Here is a 21,635-nt window from a genome sequence, read left to right as displayed (position 1 = left end):
AGCAGTAATTTCAAAACTTTTTCAAAGAAAATGACTCATAGTCTAATGGTAAAGGAAGTCCTAGCACTCCATTATCCACATACACAAAAAGCTGGAGCATCTGTCCAGCCTTTTGTAGGATATTCCTTTTTGAAAATTATTGCTTGGTGAAGACGATTGTGTCGTCATCATCGTTTTCCTGCGATAAATCTTCCAGAGTCAGTTGTTTTCCCTCTACTCGATAACGCTTAACGTCATCTCCAACGATCATAGTTTGATTAGTTGGATCAACCTGCACCTGTTCAATTTCCTGCTCACCGTCGCGCTCGACTTTGGTCAAGGTTCCTTTATTTCCAGAAACTTCTAGGGTTAAGGCATCGCCTTCATGAGTGGCCTTATAAGTCCCATCTAAGTCACTAGCTGCCGTTTGACTGGAAGCAGAAACCTCTGAACTACTAGTATTTGCGCTATTGCTTGTATTGCTACTTGCCTTGCTATTTGATGACACTGTCTCAGATGACTGAGAAACAGAGGAACTCGCTTGAGATTGAGCTGCCTGATTAGATGGATTTTGACCAGAATTGCCACAAGCTACCAATACAAAAGCGGTCATAGCCGTAAGGGCTGAAAGAACTAATTTTTTTGAAACCTTCATATCGTTTCTCCTTTCTTTGTTCCACTTCTATTTTACCAAACAGGGCTTTCTATGGTCAACTTATACACTCTGGAGGTAGGCTCGAACCTCTGCAATAAAATAAAGTGAGCCCGTTACAAAAAGAACTTGGTCGGCCGTCTGCTCTTGTTTGAAATTCTCAATAAAGGCTCTATAATTCGCCACATAGTCAAAGTCCGCAGCTTCTGCCTGCCCCACAGATTCCCCGTAGTCAAAGCTGGTCACCGTGACCTGAACCTCCGGCAGAGCCTCCTGCAAATAGGCCAGCATACCGCTATAATCCTTGCGCTTCAAAGCTCCAAACAGCAGGCTGCATGTCTTGCCCTTCTGTCCCTTGATAAACTCGACCAAACGCGCCAGAGCTGGCAAATTATGGGCACCGTCCAGATAGATATTCGGACGAACTTCCTCTAGCCGTCCCGCCCAATGGGTCTTCCGCAAAGACGAAGGAAGCAGAGAAAAATCAATTTCCCAGCCCATTTGTTTCATAAAAAGCAGAGAAGCCTGCAAAGCCAGCGCTGCATTTTCTTCTTGGTAAGCACCCTGCAGTCCCAAGACCAAATGCGATAAAAGAAGATCTTGATTCTTAAAAGAGCCATCAGAAAACGAAAAATCTCGCCCGTATTCATACAAATCCAAGTCCAAACTTGCTGCCCGCTGCTCACAGACCTGACGAGCCTCCTCCGGCAAGGGGCCAATGACTGCCGAACGACCTTTTTTGAAAATGCCAGTCTTCTGCTCCGCAATCGCTGTAAGCGTCTGCCCCAGCGTTTCCTGATGATCCAAGCCCACCGATGTGACCACTGCAACTTGCCCATCCAAGACATTGGTCGTATCCAAAAGTCCACCAATACCCACCTCGATGAGAGCCAGATCAACCTTCTCCTCTCTGAAATAAAGAAAGGCTAGCAAGGTCAAGATTTCAAAATAGGATAGCTGGTCATGAGTCTTGACCAATTCTCTCTCCATCTCCTGAATCTGCCGCCCCAAGCGAACAAAATCAGCATCCGAAATCGGCAGACTATTGATACAAATACGGTCATGAACGCTGACCATATGCGGCGATGTAAAGCTGGCTACTTTCTTTCCCTGATCGGCAAATAAATTCCGCATAAAAGCAATAGTGGAGCCCTTGCCATTCGTTCCCGTCACATGAATGACGGGGTAGGCCCCTTCAGGATTCCCCAGCAAATCTACCGCTCTCTGCATCCGTTCCAGACCTGAACGAAAATTTAGGCCAATACGACCATTCAACCATTTTTCAATCTCATTCATCATTTTCCTACATAAAAAGAGAAGCGAAGCGGACTTCAAATGTGAATCACCACTCGCTTCCCTCTCTTTTCTATTCTTCGTAAAGAAACTAGCTGTGGCCAAGCCGTGATAAGTTCTCCAACTGGCTGGCTTCCTAATTTCTATGCTCAGGCTAAAAAGGTCCCCCGAACCTCCCTCGCTTTCTGGTTTCCAAGCTCGGGCTAAAAAGGTCTCCCAGACCTTTCTCGCTTTCTAGTTTTCAAGCTCGGGCTAAAAAGGTCCCCCGGACCTTTTTACTCCTCCATAAAGCTGTTGAAGACTTCTTCAATCATATCCCACTCTGCATCAGAATCTTCTGGGATTGGTTCCAATTCGCCTTCTGTTCCGTCTTCATTTTCTGTAAATGAGTAAGCTTGGATTTCAACTTCGCCGTTCTCATCTTCTTCAGCATTTACTGGTACCAAAAGTACGTAATTTTTTCCAAACTCTTCCTTACCATCAATGGTCAGAAGAATTTCAAATAAATTCTCGTTCCCTTGCTCATCTACCAAGGTAATCAATTCAGGCTGTGCCTGTTCGTGGTCATGATTATGATCGTGTGCCATAATTGTTTCCTCAATTCTTTCTAAAAGTTTCTATCTAAATAATTTTGTAAAATTAGCTGAGCCGCCAATTTATCAATCACTTTTTTGCGCTTGCTGCGGCTGACATCTGCCTGTTCAATCAGCATGCGCTCAGCAGCCACTGTCGTCAGACGCTCGTCCTGATACTCGACCGGAATTTGGAAAAGCTGGGCAATCTTCTCACCATAAGCCTTACTCGCTTCCACTCGTGGACCGCTGGTATTGTTCATATTTTTAGGAAGGCCAAGCACAAACTTGTCCACCTTATATTGCTCGACAAGCTCCGTCAAACGCTCAAAACCGAATTGCTCTTTCTCTTCATCAATCTGAATGATTTCAAGTCCCTGAGCGGTGAAGCCAAGTGGATCGCTAATTGCGACGCCCACTGTTTTCGAGCCAACATCTAGTCCCATAATTCTCATCAGAGGTCAATGCCTTGCCCTTTCAGATAATAACGCACCAATTCCTCTACGATTTCATCGCGTTCATATTTACGAATCTGATTTCGAGCATTATTATAACGAGGCACATAAGCAGGATCTCCACTCAGCACGTAACCTACGATTTGATTGATTGGATTGTAGCCCTTATCATTGAGTGACTTGTAGACATCGGTCAAAGTCTCGCTAATTTCTTTTTTGTTTGAATCATCAAGATTAAAACGTACAGTTTCGTCTGTAAATCCCACAATTACACCCTCTTTCTTTAAGAATACCATCATTATAGCATAGTTACAGCAGTTTCACAAACTTAATCCATGTAAATTTTCTACTTTTTCGACATTTTTTCAACTATTTACCGCTCCTTCCCATCAAAAAACTAGCCCTTTTCAAAGACTAGTTTTCATCGAAAATATTAGGACGGATTGCTAATTTCCTTGCCCCCTTCATCTTGGAAGGACTTGATAAATTCTTCTGGAGTCTGAGACTTCATTTGGCTAAAGATTGGCCCATAGGTCGGTACTTTAGAAGCCGCATCATAATCAAGATTTGTCGGATCGATAATAAAATCAATATCAACAGTGCCTTTTTCGGTCACTTTAACATTCACTTGAATACCTTTTACTTGTTCAAGTTTATCCACTCCTGAACTTTGCTTAAAGCTCTTGCTCACCTCTTCTTGCAGAGAGGACAAGTCTTGACCAGCTAAGGCAGACTTAGCTTCTTCTGGCAAATTTTGTGAAATAGCAATATTCACTTTTTCATACTTCTTGCCCGCGTAGGTAACTGTCAAGGTCATCGTTTGATCAAGGCCTTGTACCTTTTGATTTAACTGATAAGACTTGGTAACCGATTTATCTTTTGCCTTGCTTTGGACAGACTGGTTGCTACCAGCTTTTCCACTATGTGATTGTTGTCCACAAGCTGTCAACACCGCCAAACTAGCCATTAAAAGTACTACTGATTTTTTCATTTCTTTCTCCTTTTTGGTTTTCTATGATTGACAAGAAGCTTCCTTACTGTTGCTCCTCAGCCCCGTTCATCAATAAATTATTGATATATTCTTCAGGTGGCATCTTTGTCATTTCTTTTAGATTGCTGTTTTTAAAATAATTTAAAGTGAGTGCCTTTTCAATATCCAAATTGTCAAAATCATAAGTTGACGTGATTTTCATTTCATTTTCATTAAGAATCTGAACGGTTCCGGTGAAACCCGCAACAGTTTTTGCTTGAGTATAGTCCGTATCCTTTTGCATTGATTCATCCAAGAGCCGCTGAGTCTCCTCCAGACCCACTTCTTTAATAGCATTTTTGATACTATCATCCGTTGGAGTAATTCTCTCCATAATCACCTTGATAAAACGTTTCCCTTGATAAGTGATAATTTGACTAGATTGAATTCCTTGCTCATCTTTGGGGAAAACTAGTTTTTTGGTGATAACTTCCTGCTTTTCAGCCTGACTGATAATGGGAAGATTAGTTGTAATTTCCTCTTTTTTCCCCTTTGGCTTGTCCGCTTTCTTATGAGCGCAGCCAGTCAATATCACAGCTGCTAAGCCAAAAATTAGTAAAAATTTCTTCACGTTCCGTCCTCCTCAGAGATATTGTATCATAGTTTAACCGCTTGTCAATCATTTTTAGGTAATGATACAGAAAAAAGGCAGCCTAAAAGGCGCCTTTCCTTATCTAATTATAGAGCTGCTCGTAAGCGAGCTTCTGTATTCTCAACATTGCGCACTGCACGAGGTAAGAAGGCACGGATATCATCTTCCTTGTAACCAACTTGGAGACGCTTGTCATCCACCAAAATCGGACTTTTCAGAATCCGCGGTGTTTCCATGATGATGTCAATGACTTCGTTTACACTCAAATCTTCAATATCAACACCGAGTCCTTTTGCATAACGGTTTTTTGAAGATACAATGCTGGCAATGCCATTTTCAGTTTTTGCTAAAATATCAAGAATTTCTTCTTTGGTAATTCCTTCCTTACCAAGGTTTTGCTCCTTGTAAGTCAATTGATGGGCGTTTAGCCAGGTCTTTGCTTTTTTGCAGCTAGTACAACTTGAAACCGTATAAATTGTGATCATGCAAGTACTCCTTTCGCTACACGATACTACTATCGTAGTATATTATACCACAAAAACCATCGGTCTTGCGACCTATTTTGAAAAATTATTCCTCAATATCAAAGGCATCGTCTAGATCAAGAGTCACTTCTTCTAATTTTTCAAGAGGAGCCTCAGCCTTACCCTTCACTGCTTCTGCTGGCTCATCATCTTCAATCAAGCCGTAACGTACACGGACTTGACGGTCGATTTCGTCAAAGACTTCTGGATGATCAGTCAAGTATTTCTTCGCATTTTCAGAACCTTGGCCGATTTTTTCATCATTGTAAGAATACCAAGCACCCGCTTTTTTGATGATATCCAAGTCAGTCGCAATCTTAATCAGCTCGCCTGTCTTAGAAATACCTTCTCCATACATGATTTCCACAAAGGCTTCCTTGAATGGTGGAGCCACCTTGTTTTTCACAACCTTGATTTTAGTTTCCTTACCGACATTGGTATCCTTCGCATCACCCGTACCCTTGATTTGGGTATTGCCACGGACATCCAGACGAACAGATGCGTAGAACTTCAAAGCACGTCCACCTGGTGTTGTTTCAGGATTTCCAAACATAACACCAACTTTTTCACGAAGTTGGTTGATAAAGATGGCAATCGTCTTGGTTTTGTTGATAGAAGCAGACAATTTGCGCATCGCCTGGCTCATCATCCGAGCCTGCAAGCCGACGTGGCTGTCACCGATATCGCCATCGATTTCTGCACGTGGCACCAGGGCTGCAACTGAGTCGATAACGACCAAATCAACTGCACCAGAGTCAATCAATTTTCCTGCAATTTCAAGACCTTGCTCCCCTGAGTCTGGTTGTGACAGCAGCAATTCATCAATGTTTACGCCCAAAGCTGCAGCGTATGACGGGTCCAAAGCGTGCTCTGCATCAATAAAGGCTGCGATGCCGCCTTCTTTTTGAGCCTGAGCAACGGCATGAAGAGCAACGGTTGTCTTACCAGAAGACTCTGGACCGTAAATCTCAATAATCCGTCCCTTAGGATAGCCACCCGCACCGAGAGCAATATCCAAAGCCAGAGAGCCTGAACTCATGACTTGAACCTTTTGCTCCGCTCGCTCGCCCAGACGCATAATAGCTCCCTTACCGAAGTCTTTTTCAATATTCTTCAGAGCGTTATCCAAAGCTTTTTGGCGTTCATCTCCAAATTTCTTTGTGATTTCATCCAAATTTTTCTGTTTTTTTGCCATTTATTTCTCCTATTTTTTTCTAAAATGTCTTTTGGCCATCTGTTCATTATACCAAAAATCAGCGCTTTAATAAAGTTTTTCGTACGAGGTTGAAGGCGTACATGACGGCAATCTTCCGCACATCCCGTCGGCTACGTCCAGCAATATTTACCTTAATGGTTTCCGTTCCTGATTCACTCGCTAAGCCGATAAAAACTGTCCCAGCTGGATGGCCTTCCAGCGAATCTGGGCCTGCCACACCTGTCAGACTGACAGCCAAGTCGCTCCGAGTCAGCTTTCTAGCCTGCTCTGCCATTTTCCCAGCCGTAAAAGCCGAAACAACGCCGTGCTTCTCCAGATCTCCCAACGGAATATCCAGCATCCGGCTCTTTTCCTCCATGCTGTAGGTGACAAAGCCACCTGAAAAAATAGAGGATGCACCAGCAAAATCCGCCAAGGTTGCTTGAAAGAGGCCAGCTGTCAAACTCTCCGCCGCCGAAATCGTCTTGGCTTGACTCTTGAGCAAATCAAAAGCCACTTGAGCCAAGGAATTGTCATCTCCATAACCGTAGAAAATCTCGGACAAAGACTGTCCCTCAAAAGTCTGATGTGCCAAAATAGACTTTTCCACAGCCTCAAACTTAACATCCGCTTCTGCCTGACTCAAAGCCTTGGTGGACAAGCGCAGAGTCACTTCGCCCGTCTTTGCATAAGGTGCAATGGTCGGATCACTCTGTTGATCAATCATCTCAGCCAAAATAGTCACCAACTGACTCTCGCCAATACCGAAGAAACGGAGCACTCGTGAATACAATTTCTGGCCTGTGGATAAGAGGGGAACCAGCTCGTTATTGACCATAGGCTTAAGCTCGCTAGGCGGACCTGGCAGGACAACATAGGTCACTCCATCAACCTCTAGTAAACCACCAACGGCCAGACCTGTCGCATTTGGTAGCGGAGTCGAACCTGTCACCAGCTGGGCCTGGCGCTCATTGTTGGGCGTTCGGGCATAGTCTGGTCGGCTGGCAAAAAAAACGATCCAACTTTTCCACAGCCGCTGGGTCGAAGCTCAAATCTCGACCTACAAACTTAGCCAAGGTCTGCTTAGTCAAATCATCCTCTGTTGGCCCCAAGCCTCCTGTCAGGATAATTAAATCACTGCGCTCTTTGGCAATTTCTAGGACGGAGAGGAGACGATTTTCGTTGTCCCCCACTGCCGTCTGAAAATAGACATCAATCCCCAGACTCGCAAGTTTTTCAGATAAAAATTGGGCATTGGTATTGACAATCTGACCTGTCAGAATCTCGGTGCCCACAGCAATAATTTCTGCTTTCATAGAACCTCCTACCTTACTATTCGGAATTGGCTTTATTTTATCACAAAAAAGGGTAAAAAAGTTGATTTTCATTTCAAGAAATAAAAAGAGCTGTCAACTTGATTGACAAAGTTGTCAACATCCTGTGGATAACTTTTGAAAATCTGTTTGTTATGGAGAATAACTGGATTGTTAGGCAGATGCTATTGGCAAAGAAACTTTTTCTTTTTATAATAAACATGAAAAGGATGTAAAAAGTAATTTATTCATTTCGTTAGAAAGGGAATCATCATGAAAATCTCTCAAGTTCTCAAGGACATTCGTCAACAACATCAACTCACTCAGGAAGCCTTAGCAGAAAGACTCAGGGTTTCCCGCTCTGCCATTGCCCGCTGGGAAAGTGGAAAAGGGATCCCTGATATTGGCAATCTCATTGCTATCAGTCGGGAGTTTGATCTCAGCTTGGACCAGCTCATCAAGGAGGACGAGCGTTTGGAGAAAAAGGCCCTCGAAGACAGCAAGGCTAAAAAATGGCATTATTTAGTCATCCTCTACCTTTTGTCTATCTTGGTTTACATTGGTGTCTCTGCTTACTTACACCATATCTTTATGGCTGGCTTCCTCATCTCCACCCTCTTTATGCTCTTCTTCGAGCTACGCATCTTTACCAAGGAAAAGATTTGGATGCAAGAAGAGGAGTGAAAATATCCGCACTCTACAGAAAAGGCTTAGACAACTATCTTGTCTAGGCCTTTTTTTCGTCATTCTTTAACTGACTTTCATAGCGGAGACGGATGGTCGGCTCTCCGCGAAGGCTCAATCCTTCCTTTTCCCAGATCAGGGTCATCCCAATTTTTTCTAAAACTCCTTGACTAGCAAGATTGGGCTTAGTCGTGTGGACAAGAAATATCTTTACCCCCGGCATGTTCTGAGCCAATTCTTTTAAGACTAAGGCTGCTTCATTTGCGTAACCTTTTCTGTGATAGTTAGCATTGACTGTATAGCCTATTTCCGCCGTTTCTTGTTCCGTATCTATTCGAAGAGAGATATTGCCAATTAATTTGCCTTCAGATTTCAACTCGATACCGTAGCGACCCAAAGGAGCACTTAAATTATATAAAACAAGACTCTCTCGGCTCTCTTCTATGCTTTGGTGCTCTGGATAATCATATTTCAATAATTCTCCATCTGAAGTATACTCATGATAATCCAACAAATCATCCATGGTCATGGGACGTAGGAGAAGGCGCTCCGTCTCCAAGATACGATTCTCTGCCAAATATACTAAAGCTCTATTGTCCATCCTTCATTTCCTTTATTAAAAATCTTCAAAATAGTTAAAAAGTAGCCACTAGACTTTCGCTTTATTTACTTACCACTCTACTGCTACATTAAAAAAATTGTAATCACAAAAGCAATGATATTGTTACAGCAATGAAGGGCAATTGGATACCAGATATTTTTGTCCTTTCTCAGATACAGGAGCGAGAGAAGAAGACCTCCGGCAATATAGGAAATAGCTGTCACCCACTCTGATAAGGCCCAGCTGTGCATATGAAGGGTGGCAAATAGAAAGGTTGTTAAGACAATACCGAGCCAGTTAGAGAATTTTGCCAAGAAAGTGCCTAGGAAAAAGCGACGGAAGAAAAACTCTTCAACGATTGGCCCGATAAAGCAACCGATAACCAAGATTAAAAATGGATTTTTCAACAAGGCACCTTGAATACTGGCTTCATTCTGCCCCTGCAGCGGCAAGCCCAGACTCTGTTTAATCAAAGCTGAAAGCAGGTTGCAGGCAATGGACAGGAGGAAAACGAAGACCATATATAAAGAGATCGTTTTTAGAAATTCCTTCTTCTTGGTCAGAATCAAGGCCAACTGCTCCTTTAATTCTTCACGATAAGCTAAGATTCCTAAGATAAATAAAAGGAAATAAACTGGGTAAATCAGCCAATTTATTCCAATCAGCTGCAAGCCTCTACCTAGAAATAAAATAGTATAGAGGGTGATAAAAATAAGGAGAAATTTTCTTGTTTTCATTGTTCTACTTCCAATCACAATTCTTTTCATGGTCATTGATAAGACCAGCGGCTTCTAGGAATGAATAGACACAAACGGGACCGACAAATTTGAAGCCTTGCTTTTTCAGTGCCTTGGACATGCTTTCTGACAGCTCTGTCTTCGTCGGAGCTTCCTTGTAGTTCGTAATTTGATTGTCAATCGTTTTGAAATCGACAAAGGACCAGATATAGTCGTTAAAAGAGCCAAACTGCTTTTGAACAGCCAGAAAAGCTTGGGCATTAGCCCTAGTCGCATAAATTTTCATCTTGTTGCGGACGATATTAGGATTGTCCAAAAGAGCATCCAAGTCTGCATCCGTCATCTGGGCAATTTTCTGGGCATCATAGAAATGAAAAGCTTCTCGAAAAGCTTGGCGTTTATTGAGAATGGTCTCCCAAGAAAGTCCAGCCTGATAGGTCTCCATGCAAAGCAATTCAAATAATTTCTGATCATCATGGAGGGGCTTACCCCACTCATCATCATGATAGGCTACATACAAGGGGTTGTTCATTTTTACCCAGCCGCAGCGTTTAGTCATAACTTTCTCCTATTTCACTAACATCTTGAGAGCAGACTTGATATAGTTTTCAGCTGTATCCGTCGTTCCTTCAAAGAATTTCTTGATTTTCTTGAGCTCAGCAGCTTTGTAGCCCAATGCCAACATGGCTTCCATGGCTTCTTCCAGCTCCTGATTATCCACAGTCTGGACGGGCGCCTTGCTTGCTGCCGGTCCATCCGCCGCCACTACCTTGCCTTCTAAGTCCAACACCATCTGCTGGGCTGTTTTCTTGCCAATTTTAGGAAACTTGGTCAGGTAGGTGATGTTTTTCTGCTCAATAGCTTGTACCAAGCCAGCATTATCATCAGCCGCAATAATAGCCAGGGCAGACACTGGCCCAATACCTGAGACTGAAATCAAGCTGAGAAATAGTTGCTTCTCCTCTTCTGAGCGAAAGCCATAAAGCAGCTGCGCATCCTCACGGACAACCTGATGCACATAAATTTGCGTTTCTTGATTGACTAGACTTGAGTATGCATAAGGATTGGCCACATGAAGAATATAGCCGATCGAGTTGACTTCCAATACAATGTACTTGGCTGTGATTTTACTGATGATTCCTTTAAAATATTCGTACATAATCTTCCTTCTTTTTGTATCATTTTGCCTATCTAGTATATCATATTTTCTGCCTGGAAACTGCAAACAGAAGTGCAACCAGCGGTTGACAAAATGTACAGGAAGCTGTATTCTCAAGATAACTAAAAGCTGTTAGGATAGAGTTAGCAAAGAAAAGGAGGCTGCGATTATGAAACTCTCTGATAAATTATTTGAACTAAGAAAAGAAAAAAGCTGGTCACAAGAAAAACTGGCTGAACAAATCAATGTCTCTCGCCAGAGCATTTCTAAGTGGGAGTCTGGCCAAGCGTTGCCAGAGCTGGAAAAAATTGTAGAGCTGAGCAAGATTTTCCAGGTGACGACAGATTATCTGCTTTTAGAAGACAGCAACAAGCCGGAAATAAAACCCGTCCTCTCAGAAGACGAAAAAGATCGCTACTATAAGCAAGTAAAATCTTATGGCTTCTGGCATGTTTTGTATATTTTTGTATTAGCCTTGGCTATTTATCTCTTTTCCGCAGGTTCTATCTTTCCAGCAAAATTCACTGGCCTGGTCTGGTTAACTTTTTTCCTCCTAGTCGCATCCGCAATGGCTATTAACAAGGCGCTAAAGATGAAGGAAAAGTATCTGGACAAGGTTATAGGCCTTGATGAGGATTCTAAGAAAGAAGATGCTCAAGATGAAACTAAAAACTGATAATCCCTTACCAGTCAAAACTCGTCTAAAAGAGCTGTTTGGAGACTGGCTTTTCATCTCGGGCTACCTCATTGCTCTTTTTTTACTGGCTATGGGTTTTTACTATCTGGTTTTAGGAGGCATTCCTGCATTCACTGAAGTCCAGAGCCAACTTCTGGCTTTTTCTACCTCAGTCCTGTCTCTAACTATTATCTTTGCTTGGTTAGACTATAGAAAAGGAAGTTTTGGCAAGCGTTGGGCAGGTTTACAGTTGGTTTACAAACATAGGAGCCTTTCCCACAGCCTTTTGCGCTCTGCTATCAAGTTTTTCCCTTGGCAGCTGGGACATATGGGAGCTATCCGTAGTGCTTATCAAGCAGATGCCCTGTCAATTTTCTTGTCAACTTCAGCAGGGATTCTCTTCTTGATCTTTCTGCTGATGGGACTGCTTCGCAAGGACAAACGCCATCCAGCTGATTTACTTGCTGGGACACAAGTTCAGCTCAAAAATTCAAAACAGCTCTAGTTCTATGACTAGGGCTGTTTTATCTTCTATAAAGTTTAGTATTTCCCCAACTCCCGTAGGCTAGTATGATTTTCCTGAATGCGGCGGAACATTTTTTCCATATCCGACTTGGTAAAGTTGACCAAGACCGGCCGGCCGTGTGGGCAGTTATAGGGATTGTCACACTGGGACAGCTGAAAGAGCAAGTCACGCGCAGAATAGTCATCCAGACTGTGATTGGCCTTGATGGAGCGTTTGCAGCTCATCATAATGGCCAGCTCTGCTCGATATTTCTTGATGGAAACTTCCTTGGTCAAGAGCAGCATATCACACATCTCATAGATGCCTGCCTCAATCTCCTCTTCCTTAAACCAAATGGGGTGCTCACGGAGGATAAACTGATTGGCTCCATACTCTTCTAAAAATATACCAGCATCTTCTAATAGCTCCATCCGCTGCTTGATTCGCAGCATATCGTCCGCTGGAAATTCAAAGATATAGGGCACTAAAAGCTGCTGCTGGCTATTGTCCACATCCCCAATCTTCTCCCGATAATACTCATACTTGACCCGCTCTTGGGCAGCATGCTGGTCAATAATATAAAGACCGCCCTTGCCCTGAGCAAAGAGATAAGTACCATGCATCTGACCGAAATATTCTAACTCTGGGAAGCTTGATTTCTCTTCCTGCTCCAACTTATCCACAGCCCGCTCCAGACTAGCCTGGTCAAGCTCTGGATGGTCTAGTTGGTCATAGCTAACTGGCTTTCTCTCTGCAAATTTGACCGAAGTCGGTTGCGGTTCTGCTTTTTCATCTGTCGCTTGATGAACAGGCTTTGCTAATTCTTCAAAGGATAGTTGCTGCTCGGCCACCTGCGGCTTGAGGAAGAAGTCATTCTGCTCCTTATCGTAGTAGAGGCGATTTTCTTTAAGGGGAAGACTAGTCTGTTCGGGCTTAGTCGCACGCTTAACAGTTGATTTGGCTAGATTTTCCAAAGCATCTGGGATAAGGTCCTGCTCCTTGAGACTAGTCGCAATGGCTTGCGAAATCAAGGCCATGAGTTCGCGTTCTTTAGAAATGCGCACCTCTTGCTTGGTCGGATGGACATTGACATCGGCTAGATAGGGGTCAATCTGAATATTGATGACCGCTAGTGGAAAGCGACCTACCATCAGCTTGCTGCCGTAGCCGTCCAAAATAGCTCGATTGAGCAGGAAATTCTTAATGTAGCGGCCGTTGATGAGAATCGTAATATAATTCCGATTCGCACGAGTCAACTCAGGCAGGCTGACATAGCCGCTCACTTCAAAGTCCAAATCTGAAGCAGAGATTTCCACCATTTTCTTAGCTGTTGCCAAACCATAGATTCCTGCAATAGCCTGACGCAGATTACCACTGCCGGCAGTCCGTGTCATTTCGCGGCCGTCGCTGATAAGGGTGAAAGCCACTTCCGGATGGGCCAGACTAAGCCGATTAATCACATCAACGATGTGGGATAGCTCAGCCTGCTGGCTCTTCATATACTTGAGCCGGGCTGGAGTATTAAAGAAGAGATCTTCTACCTTGATTTTCGTTCCCACCGGACTGCTGGTAGGTTCGTGCTTTTCTATCTCGCCACCCTGCGCAACCAGCAGAGTCCCGTGCTGGCCAGCTTCCGTCGCTGTCTCAATGGTAAAACGCGAGACAGAAGCAATGGAAGGAATGGCCTCGCCTCGGAAACCCAATGTCCGAATCCGAAAGAGATCCGCCTGCTTCTTGATTTTACTGGTAGCATGGCGGCGGAGGGCCAGAGGGACATCTTCGTGGTCTATGCCCTCGCCATTATCCGTCACCTGAATGCTCTTGAGTCCGGCCTCCTCGATTTCGATGGTAATCTGACTAGCACCCGCATCAATTGAATTTTCCACTAGCTCCTTGACCACGCTGCTAGGCCGCTCAATGACCTCACCTGCCGCAATCTGATTGGCTAGAATTTCTGGAAGTTCGATAATTTTTGACATCTTTTTCTCCGTATTTGTTCTGCTATCTATTATAACACATTGGGCTCTTTCTAGCAGAGGGCAGACTTATCTTGCCCGCTCTGCTCACAAGACAAACCATATAGACACAAATAGCTGCCACATAGACAAAAGGGCTTGTTTTCGCTGCCAAGTTGCGGTTTAATAAAGGTGAAAGGAGGAAGTTATGAAAGTTAAGCTAAGAATCGATTCTCAAGTCACCGAAGACTCCGTCAGCATTGAGGCTCGCCTCATGACAGAAAGCATCCAGGAATTGGTCCACTTTGCTCAACATCTAGGCAAAGAAGACAAGATTCATGTCAAGAAAGAGGACGAAATCTATTTGCTGGATGCTAAGGAAATTCATCGAGTCTATACAGAAAATCGTCAGGTTCAGGTTCGAACAGCAAAAGACGGCTATCGAGCTCAACAAGCTCTTTATCAGTTGCTGCAGGTCCTGCCGGAGTATTTCCTGCAGATTTCTCAGTCAGAGATTATCAACAGCCGACAAATCAGCCACCTCAAGCTGACTCCAAATGGTCTGATTCAAATATTTCTGAAAAACGGTGATCAGACTTACTCGTCCCGCCGTTATCTCAAATCCATTAAAGAAAGGTTGCAATTATGAAAACTCGTCTTAAAGAACTCTTTTTCGGAGGAATTGGAGGGATTTTCATCGGTCTCTTCTTCTCCATGATTGTTTCTTATTTTTACAATCCAGCTTATCTACCGCTTCATCCTCGCTCGCCTATCGGCCACTTCTTTTTGAGCCAGCATGTCCATGTTTCTCTCATCATGCTCTACTGCATGCTTATCTGGTTTATCATGGGAGCTATTTTCAGATGGAGCGGAAGCTTCTTCCAAAGAGACTGGAGCATTCTGCGCTCCATCATCAGCCACTATGGTGTGATGATTCTGACCTTTGCACTTTTGGCTAATCTAGCTGGATTTTTCCCAAGAGAAAAAATACTCAGCCTGACACTGACTGCCGTCGGGGAATTCACCCTCATTTATCTGATTATTTCAGGTGCCATCTACTACCGCACTTACCGCAACATTCAAAAAATCAATAGCGGTTTGTCTAGCAAATCGTGAGAATAAAAAGAGAGTGGGACAGAAATCGGTAATTCGTTAGAATTCGATTTCGTCGTCCCACCTCCGCACAGTTGAGTAGGGCTGTAAAAGCTGATGAAATCAGCGTAGTAGAGCCCACTCAACCACTGCGTCTTGCTCGACAATCCAAAGACAATTGAGAGGCTAGGACTTTTGTCCCAGCCTCTTTGTTTTTACAACTTCTTCTTGAGCTCGGCTACCGCCGCCATGACTTCCAGGGGAGTCATATTGTAGATGTCCAAGTCTCGTAGTTCAGTCAGGACTGGATTTTCCGATCCTTCTGCAAAAAGAGACATCTGCTCCGCCACTTGCGGCTGCTTTTGTAGGCTTCCATCAGGAAGCTCTGAGTCAAGTCCTTTATTCTGACTCTCCAAATGGCTCAAAATGCTATCCGCCCGCTCCAGTAATTTCTCAGGAAGTCCGGCAATCTTCGCTACATGGATTCCGTAGGACTTGTCAGCCGGACCCGGCTCAATCTTATGCAGGAAAGTCACCTGCCCGTCCTTTTCCAAGGTTGCCACATGGACATTTTCCAAATGCTCCAGACTATCCTCCAAGGCTGTCAGCTCGTGATAGTGGGTGGCAAAGAGGGTTTTGGCCCCAGTATAATGATGAATATGCTCGATAATGGCTTGAGCCAGCGCCATCCCATCATAAGTCGCCGTTCCACGCCCCAGCTCATCAAAGAGAATGAGCGAACGATCGCTGGCCTGTCGAATGGCCCGATTGGCCTCCATCATCTCCACCATAAAGGTGGACTGGCCAGACACCAGATCATCCGCTGCACCGATGCGAGTGAAAATCGCGTCAAATACTGGCAGACTGGCAGACTGGGCGGGCACATAAGAGCCCATCTGCGCCATAATAACGATGATAGCCAGCTGGCGCATATAGGTCGATTTCCCACTCATATTAGGCCCAGTAATCAGCTGGATGTCCGTTTCCTGGTCCAGCAGAATACTATTTGGAATGTAGCTTTGGGCACCCATCACCTTTTCCACAACAGGATGGCGGCCTTTTTCAATCTGCAGACGGCGCTCCGCAGTAAAGACGGGACGCACCAAATGCTGCTGTTCTGCCACCGCAGCAAAACTCTGCAGGACATCCACAGCTGCCAGCGTTTGTGCCAAGGCCTGCAAGCGCTGGATGTATTTGCCAGCTTCCTCGCGAATCCGCATGAAAATTTCGTATTCCAGATTAGCAGATTTTTCACGCGCCTCCAACATCTCTCCCTCAATTCGTGCCAGCTCCTCCGTTCCGAAACGCTCCGAATTTTTCAGGGTCGCCTTGCGGAAGAAATGGCTAGGCACATGAGCCAGCTGGGAATTGGTCACGTGGAAATAGTAACCATCTTTTTTATTGTAATCAATCTTCAGATTGCTGATGCCGCTGTTGGCACGTTCTTTGACTTCCAGCTCCGCAATCCACCCGGTCCCCTCCCTCAGCACAAGCCGATATTGATCCAAGGTCTCATCAAAACCTGTCCGAATGATATTGCCCTCGGTGATGATATGAGGTGCATCTGGCGAAATGGCCGAGCTAATCAAGCCCGCCAACTCTGGAATAGGATCCAAGCCCTCAATCAAACGAGCTAGATGCGGACTGTCGATCCCTTGCAGAATAGCCTTAATCTGAGGCACGTTGCCCAATGTAGCTGCCAGCTGCAGCAGATCCTTGGGATTGGTCTTACCAAAAGAAACTCGACTAGCCAGCCGCTCGATATCATAGACTCCCTTGAGGCTCTCCGTCAAATCACTCCGCTCAAAGAAATGATCCAGAAAAACCTCGACGACATTCTGCCGCTGGCTAATTCGCGCTTCATCAATCAGCGGACGCTGGATCCAAGAGCGCAGCATGCGACTGCCCATGGCCGTCTTGGTCTCGTCCATCAGCCAATAAAGACTGCCGTGCTTCTTGCCTGAACGAGCATTTTCTGTCAAATCCAGACTCGCCTTAGTGGCATAATCCATTTGCAGAAAGTCCTTAATTTCATAATGCTGGGCCTTCTTCAAATGGCTGAGTTCCCTCATCTGGGTCCGGTGCACATACTCCAGCAATTTCCCTGCTGCCTGACGCTCCATAGGAGACAGCTCCTCGCCCAGCAGCTGGACATCGTCCAAGGCCGTCTGTACATAGGACAGTAAGAGGTTCATCTGTCCAGCCAAGACCTGCTCCTCAGCTTCTGGCAAGGCATAGCCCAACACAACTTCCCTAGCTTTCAAATTGCGAATTTCCCCGCAGACCAGGGCAAAGTCCTCCAAACTGGTCACCTGAAACTCACCAGTCACCAAGTCCATATAAGCCAGACCATAGAGGCCGTCTGAGTAATCCAGAGCCACCAGAAAGTTATTAGCAGAGTCCGGCTTACTGGAGTCCACCACCGTTCCCGGCGTGATAACCTGAACGACCTCCCGCTTAACAACTCCCTTGGCTTCCTTGGGATCTTCCATCTGCTCCGCAATCGCTACCTTATAGCCTGATTCGACCAAAACATCAATATATTGCTGTGCCGAATGATAGGGAACTCCAGCCATGGGAATGGGATTTTCTGCATTTTTATTGCGGCTGGTGAGAGAAATCTCTAAAATCTGGGCGGCATTGACCGCATCATCATAAAACAACTCATAGAAATCCCCCATCCGAAAGAGCAAGAAAGCATCTGGATAGTCCTTTTTGATATCCAAATACTGCTGCATGCCTGGCGATAACTTTTCTACTGCCATCTCTATCCTTTCTAAAAACAAACGAGGTCAGGACTTCTGTCTCAAACCTCTCCGTCAATTCTAAGCTTTTTGGCTATTCCATGCCTTCTTTGACACTCGTCTCGATTTCTCTAGCCGCTTCCTGATCCCGGCAAATCACCAGCAAGGTATTGGCCCCTGCAACGGTTCCTAAAATCCGACTATCCAGAGAACCATCTACCACATTTGCCAAGACCGTCGCTTCGCCCAGTCCTGTACGGAAAACCAGCGTAAACTCCGCTCTAGAAACAGCCTGAACATGACTGGCCAAAAATCCAGCTAAGTCCAACTCCTCTGCTTCATGAGCCAGCACATAGTAGACTTGCCCGTCTTTCTTCAGCTTGGTCAGGCCAATCTCTCTTAGGTCCCGCGAGAGGGTTGTTTGGGTTACAAATATCCCCTCGTCTTCCAGTCTTTTTTGAATATCCTTTTGTGTTCCTAACTTTTCTTCCTTGATCATCCATTTAATAAGCTGATGACGCTCGCTTTTTCTCATACTCGACCTCATTGACTGAATATTTATACTCTCAATTATATCAAAAAATCTATCTTATACCAAAAAAATTGAAGATTCCTCATAAAATATGATAGAATAGTAACAAAAGACCCAAAGGAGCAAATATGGATAATAAACAATTAATCGCTAGCGAGTTGGCCAAAGTTATTGACAGCTTGGACCAAAGCGCTATCTCTAACCTACTAGAGCAACCGAAAAGTTCCGATCTTGGAGACATTGCCTTCCCAGCTTTCTCACTTGCAAAAGTAGAACGCAAGGCTCCTCAAGTTATCGCTGCAGATATTGCTGAAAAGATCGACCCAAGTCACTTTGAGAAAGTTGTCGCAACTGGACCTTATGTCAACTTCTTCCTCAACAAAGCTAAAATCTCTGATCAAGTCATCAAAGAAGTCATCAAGGAAGGCGCTGACTATGGTCAACAGAACGAGGGTCAGGGCGGAAATATCACCATCGACCTTTCCAGTCCTAACATTGCAAAACCTTTCTCTGTCGGTCACTTGCGTTCAACCGTTATCGGTGATGCCTTGTCCAATATCTTCCGCAAGATGGGCTACAATACCATCAAGATCAACCACTTAGGTGACTGGGGCAAGCAATTCGGTCTCCTCATGGTTGCCTACAAGAAATGGGGCAACAAGGAAGCCGTTGAAGCTAACCCAATCGATGAACTCTTGCAACTCTACGTTCGCATCAATGCCGAAATCGAAAACGACCCAGCCTTGGATGAAGAAGGTCGCCTCTGGTTCAAGAAACTGGAAGATGGCGATCCAGAAGCAACAGAACTTTGGCAATGGTTCCGTGACGAAAGTCTGGTTGAATTTAACCGCATCTATGAATTGCTCGGCGTTGAATTCGATAGCTTAAACGGAGAAGCCTTCTACAATGACAAGATGGACGAGGCCGTGAAAATTCTGGAAGACAAGGGTCTCCTGAAAGAATCAAAAGGCGCTAGCATTGTGGACTTGGATGATGTCAACCTGCCACCAGCTATGATTAAAAAATCAGACGGTGCTACGCTTTACATCACCCGTGATATTGCCACTGCTATGTACCGTGCACGCACTTACAACTTCGTCAAGAATGTTTATGTCGTTGGTCAAGAACAATCAAACCACTTCCGTCAGCTCAAGGCCGTCCTTAAGAAGATGGGATTTGACTGGAGCGATGATATGATCCACGTGGACTTTGGTCTGGTTACGAAAAACCGCCAAAAACTTTCAACACGTAAAGGAAACATCATCCTTCTGGAACCAACTCTGCAAGAAGCAATCAGCCGTGCAAAAGCTCAAATTGAAGAGAAGAATCCAAATCTGGAAAACAAAGAAGCTGTTGCCCATGCAGTTGGTGTCGGTGCCGTTAAATTCTACGACCTTAAAACTGACCGCCGCAATGGTTACGACTTTGATTTGGAAGCGATGGTTTCCTTTGAAGGTGAAACTGGACCGTATGTGCAATATGCCTATGCACGTATCCAGTCTATCCTACGCAAGGCAGACTTCAAGCCAAGTCTTGATGCCAACTACAACCTCAACGATGCTGAAAGCTGGGAAATTATCAAACTGATCCAAGACTTCGCTCGCGTAGTTAAACGTGCAGCTGATAACTTTGAGCCATCTCTGATTGCCAAATACGCGATCAGCCTAGCTCAAGCCTTCAATAAATACTATGCTCACACTCGCATCTTGGATGAAAATCCTGAACGCGACAGCCGTCTAGCTCTCAGCTACACTACTGCTGTTGTGCTGAAGGAAGCTCTCCGCATGCTTGGTGTAGAAGCACCAGAAAAAATGTAACCCTACACAAACCTTCCAGTTTTGGGAGGTTTTCTTAGGAAGAGATATTTTATGAATGAAACTGCTTATATTTTAGTTGTCCTTAGCTTGGTCATTCTCTTTTTGTACAACAAAAGAGAAAAGGTAAAGTTGCAGATTTTGCTGCAGCAGGAACTCCTAAAAAGTGATCATTTTCGACAAGAACTCCAAGAAAAAATGGCCACTAGTGAAAACCAAAATGACCTTATTGCTTACATTAACAAAAAATACCGTTTAGGAATTTTATATTCAAAAGAGCTGGTCGAAACGATCGCCAGCGAGCATGCAAGTCAAGAATAGAAACAAAAGCCGTTCGATCAAAAATGTTGATCGAACGGCTTTTTATTTATGCTTTTATTTCGTACAATTCCTCGATAATGCCAGCTACTTTTTTAATATCGCCTAACATACCACGCATTTCAAAATCAGCTAAAACGGGGAAACCAAAACGTTGGCTGTATTGCTTAGCAGTCAGGCAGTACTGGTTGTTAAAGTTACGATTGCCACTTCCGATAACTCCCAAACACTTGCTAGCATTCTGTCCATAAGCTATAAAATCGGCCACATCTGTCGTAAGAATCTCGACATCGCCATTATCCACACCATTACCACCTTCCAGATAGGTCGGTAGAAAAGTGATGAAGGGATTGGCCATTTCAAAGAACGGATGCCCCTCTTTCACTAAGTCTTTGATATGGATTTTCTCAATCTCTAGACTCGGATGCTGCTCTAATAAATAGTCACTCAAACGACGGACAAAACTCTCTGTATTGCCACTCAAGCTGATATAAACTAAGGAAACTTTCATGTTTATTTGCTCCATTCCAAAAAATAACATTTATCTGCCCATCTAGATTGTAGCAGGTAAATGTTATTTGTCAAATCTTATTCTTCTTCAGCTACTTCTACAGTTTCAGCTTCCTTTTGCTGCTTGATCAGCTTAAAGACAACAATCGAAAGGAAGATGAGGCTAAGAACGACAGAGAAGCCGACACTCATATTCAACCCCAGTATCTGAGTTGAAAGTAATGTTGGATCCGAGAAGGAAGAAGTTGCAATCCCTTTTGCTACCACATAACCATACGCTGTTCCAATCAAGCCAATAAGAACGTTCGCGATGTAAATAAGATTTGCTTTAAAGATGTCTTTCTTAAAAACGAAGAACCATGCTGCTATCAAAAGGAGCAGGCTAGCATAAAAGAAAACATTACTTAGTAGCGAACCGGACAGTTCCGCGCTTTTGCTAAAATAAGTTGCAAACTGAGATTTTACTGGCTCTTCCATGCCTTTAAGCAAGGATTCCACTGCATCATTAGAAGAGGAGAACTTCGACACAAGCCCCCATAAACTGCCAGCTGTTGCTAACCCCAGTAAGACATAGAGATAAATCGGTTTCTTTTTCATAACAACCTCCTGTAAAGAAATACTTTTTCTTATTATACACCCAAAAGAAAAGACTGACAAGAGACAAGGTCTGCTACGATTTTAAAAGCTCTATCTACCAGAAAAG

At 44.2% G+C, this 21,635-nt stretch carries 25 protein-coding genes and 1 pseudogene; 7 read left to right on the top strand and 19 right to left on the bottom strand.

What is annotated here, in order from left to right; translation table 11 throughout:
* Positions 1-136 precede the first annotated feature (136 nt).
* From HBA50_RS00725 to HBA50_RS00680, 10 genes and pseudogenes are all read right to left on the bottom strand, one after another.
* Positions 137-634: an SP_0198 family lipoprotein gene (locus HBA50_RS00725; protein WP_045500220.1), complete on the bottom strand. Its 498-nt coding sequence runs from the start codon at positions 632-634 to the stop codon at positions 137-139.
* A gap of 60 nt (positions 635-694) precedes the next feature.
* Positions 695-1,927 carry a bifunctional folylpolyglutamate synthase/dihydrofolate synthase gene (locus HBA50_RS00720; RefSeq protein WP_045500217.1) on the bottom strand — a complete coding sequence of 411 codons (1,233 nt, stop codon included), beginning with the start codon at positions 1,925-1,927 and terminating at the stop codon, positions 695-697.
* Positions 1,928-2,199: 272 nt separating this feature from the next.
* Positions 2,200-2,511 (bottom strand): DUF1292 domain-containing protein, encoded by a 312-nt coding sequence (locus tag HBA50_RS00715; protein ID WP_005591498.1) that lies wholly within the window; start codon positions 2,509-2,511, stop codon positions 2,200-2,202.
* 20 nt (positions 2,512-2,531) lie between these two features.
* Positions 2,532-2,951 carry a Holliday junction resolvase RuvX gene (gene ruvX / locus HBA50_RS00710; RefSeq protein ID WP_005591497.1) on the bottom strand — a complete coding sequence of 140 codons (420 nt, stop codon included), beginning with the start codon at positions 2,949-2,951 and terminating at the stop codon, positions 2,532-2,534.
* On the bottom strand, positions 2,951-3,217 hold the full coding sequence (locus tag HBA50_RS00705; protein WP_005592119.1) for an IreB family regulatory phosphoprotein: 267 nt from the start codon (positions 3,215-3,217) through the stop codon (positions 2,951-2,953). Before HBA50_RS00705 ends, ruvX begins: the two co-directional genes overlap by 1 nt.
* Before the next feature lie 167 nt (positions 3,218-3,384).
* The gene (locus HBA50_RS00700) at positions 3,385-3,942 is read right to left on the bottom strand and encodes an SP0191 family lipoprotein (RefSeq protein WP_045500214.1); all 558 of its coding nucleotides are present in this window, start codon (positions 3,940-3,942) and stop codon (positions 3,385-3,387) included.
* A gap of 43 nt (positions 3,943-3,985) precedes the next feature.
* Positions 3,986-4,552 (bottom strand): SP0191 family lipoprotein, encoded by a 567-nt coding sequence (locus HBA50_RS00695; protein WP_005591494.1) that lies wholly within the window; start codon positions 4,550-4,552, stop codon positions 3,986-3,988.
* Between the two features lie 107 nt (positions 4,553-4,659).
* Positions 4,660-5,058 carry a transcriptional regulator Spx gene (gene spx, locus HBA50_RS00690; RefSeq protein WP_005591493.1) on the bottom strand — a complete coding sequence of 133 codons (399 nt, stop codon included), beginning with the start codon at positions 5,056-5,058 and terminating at the stop codon, positions 4,660-4,662.
* 85 nt (positions 5,059-5,143) lie between these two features.
* Complete coding sequence (recA, locus tag HBA50_RS00685; protein WP_045500211.1) at positions 5,144-6,292, bottom strand: recombinase RecA; 1,149 nt, start codon at positions 6,290-6,292, stop codon at positions 5,144-5,146.
* 58 nt (positions 6,293-6,350) lie between these two features.
* Positions 6,351-7,608, bottom strand: a pseudogene (locus HBA50_RS00680) (competence/damage-inducible protein A).
* A 270-nt stretch (positions 7,609-7,878) separates the two neighbouring features.
* On the opposite strand from HBA50_RS00680, the gene HBA50_RS00675 reads away from it, so the two are divergent.
* Positions 7,879-8,289, top strand: coding sequence for a helix-turn-helix domain-containing protein (locus tag HBA50_RS00675; protein WP_045500205.1), 411 nt, complete (start codon positions 7,879-7,881; stop codon positions 8,287-8,289).
* 43 nt (positions 8,290-8,332) lie between these two features.
* On the opposite strand, the gene HBA50_RS00670 is transcribed toward HBA50_RS00675, so the two are convergent.
* The 4 genes from HBA50_RS00670 to ruvA form a co-directional block, all read right to left on the bottom strand.
* Positions 8,333-8,890 carry a GNAT family N-acetyltransferase gene (locus HBA50_RS00670; protein WP_045500201.1) on the bottom strand — a complete coding sequence of 186 codons (558 nt, stop codon included), beginning with the start codon at positions 8,888-8,890 and terminating at the stop codon, positions 8,333-8,335.
* Positions 8,891-8,973: 83 nt separating this feature from the next.
* Entirely contained in the window at positions 8,974-9,627 is a 654-nt protein-coding gene (locus HBA50_RS00665) for a CPBP family intramembrane glutamic endopeptidase (RefSeq protein ID WP_045500198.1), read from the bottom strand.
* Between the two features lie 4 nt (positions 9,628-9,631).
* Entirely contained in the window at positions 9,632-10,186 is a 555-nt protein-coding gene (locus HBA50_RS00660; RefSeq protein ID WP_045500195.1) for a DNA-3-methyladenine glycosylase I, read from the bottom strand.
* 9 nt (positions 10,187-10,195) lie between these two features.
* Positions 10,196-10,786: a Holliday junction branch migration protein RuvA gene (gene ruvA / locus HBA50_RS00655; RefSeq protein ID WP_045500192.1), complete on the bottom strand. Its 591-nt coding sequence runs from the start codon at positions 10,784-10,786 to the stop codon at positions 10,196-10,198.
* A gap of 169 nt (positions 10,787-10,955) precedes the next feature.
* Here ruvA and HBA50_RS00650 point away from each other — a divergent pair, with 169 nt between their 5' ends.
* The gene (locus HBA50_RS00650; protein WP_045500189.1) at positions 10,956-11,462 is read left to right on the top strand and encodes a helix-turn-helix domain-containing protein; all 507 of its coding nucleotides are present in this window, start codon (positions 10,956-10,958) and stop codon (positions 11,460-11,462) included.
* Positions 11,446-11,967: an RDD family protein gene (locus tag HBA50_RS00645; RefSeq protein WP_045500186.1), complete on the top strand. Its 522-nt coding sequence runs from the start codon at positions 11,446-11,448 to the stop codon at positions 11,965-11,967. Before HBA50_RS00650 ends, HBA50_RS00645 begins: the two co-directional genes overlap by 17 nt.
* 35 nt (positions 11,968-12,002) lie before the next feature.
* On the opposite strand, the gene mutL is transcribed toward HBA50_RS00645, so the two are convergent.
* Positions 12,003-13,946 (bottom strand): DNA mismatch repair endonuclease MutL, encoded by a 1,944-nt coding sequence (mutL, locus tag HBA50_RS00640; protein WP_045500183.1) that lies wholly within the window; start codon positions 13,944-13,946, stop codon positions 12,003-12,005.
* A 184-nt stretch (positions 13,947-14,130) separates the two neighbouring features.
* On the opposite strand from mutL, the gene HBA50_RS00635 reads away from it, so the two are divergent.
* Positions 14,131-14,571 (top strand): LytTR family DNA-binding domain-containing protein, encoded by a 441-nt coding sequence (locus HBA50_RS00635; protein WP_045500179.1) that lies wholly within the window; start codon positions 14,131-14,133, stop codon positions 14,569-14,571.
* A complete protein-coding gene (locus tag HBA50_RS00630; RefSeq protein WP_045500176.1) occupies positions 14,568-15,038 on the top strand; it encodes a DUF3021 family protein in 471 nt (156 codons plus the stop codon). The genes HBA50_RS00635 and HBA50_RS00630 overlap by 4 nt, the downstream gene beginning before the upstream one ends.
* Positions 15,039-15,229: 191 nt before the next feature.
* On the opposite strand, the gene mutS is transcribed toward HBA50_RS00630, so the two are convergent.
* Positions 15,230-17,779, bottom strand: a complete 2,550-nt coding sequence (mutS, locus tag HBA50_RS00620) for a DNA mismatch repair protein MutS (protein ID WP_045500174.1) — start codon at positions 17,777-17,779, stop codon at positions 15,230-15,232.
* Between the two features lie 73 nt (positions 17,780-17,852).
* A complete protein-coding gene (gene argR, locus HBA50_RS00615) occupies positions 17,853-18,293 on the bottom strand; it encodes an arginine repressor (RefSeq protein WP_045500171.1) in 441 nt (146 codons plus the stop codon).
* 125 nt (positions 18,294-18,418) lie between these two features.
* On the opposite strand from argR, the gene argS reads away from it, so the two are divergent.
* Together argS and HBA50_RS00605 are read left to right on the top strand one after the other, a co-directional pair.
* A complete protein-coding gene (gene argS / locus HBA50_RS00610) occupies positions 18,419-20,107 on the top strand; it encodes an arginine--tRNA ligase (protein ID WP_045500168.1) in 1,689 nt (562 codons plus the stop codon).
* Between the two features lie 51 nt (positions 20,108-20,158).
* Complete coding sequence (locus HBA50_RS00605) at positions 20,159-20,425, top strand: hypothetical protein (protein ID WP_045500165.1); 267 nt, start codon at positions 20,159-20,161, stop codon at positions 20,423-20,425.
* 46 nt (positions 20,426-20,471) lie between these two features.
* On the opposite strand, the gene nrdI is transcribed toward HBA50_RS00605, so the two are convergent.
* Both nrdI and HBA50_RS00595 read right to left on the bottom strand, forming a co-directional pair.
* Positions 20,472-20,948: a class Ib ribonucleoside-diphosphate reductase assembly flavoprotein NrdI gene (nrdI, locus tag HBA50_RS00600; RefSeq protein WP_045500935.1), complete on the bottom strand. Its 477-nt coding sequence runs from the start codon at positions 20,946-20,948 to the stop codon at positions 20,472-20,474.
* Between the two features lie 62 nt (positions 20,949-21,010).
* Positions 21,011-21,529 (bottom strand): ABC transporter permease, encoded by a 519-nt coding sequence (locus HBA50_RS00595; RefSeq protein WP_045500162.1) that lies wholly within the window; start codon positions 21,527-21,529, stop codon positions 21,011-21,013.
* Positions 21,530-21,635 lie beyond the last annotated feature (106 nt).

Origin of the sequence: Streptococcus cristatus ATCC 51100 (genome assembly GCF_011612585.1) — a bacterium.
GTDB lineage: Bacteria > Bacillota > Bacilli > Lactobacillales > Streptococcaceae > Streptococcus > Streptococcus cristatus_H.
Note: the sequence above shows the minus strand (reverse complement) of the source record. Positions and strands in the feature narration are given on the sequence as shown.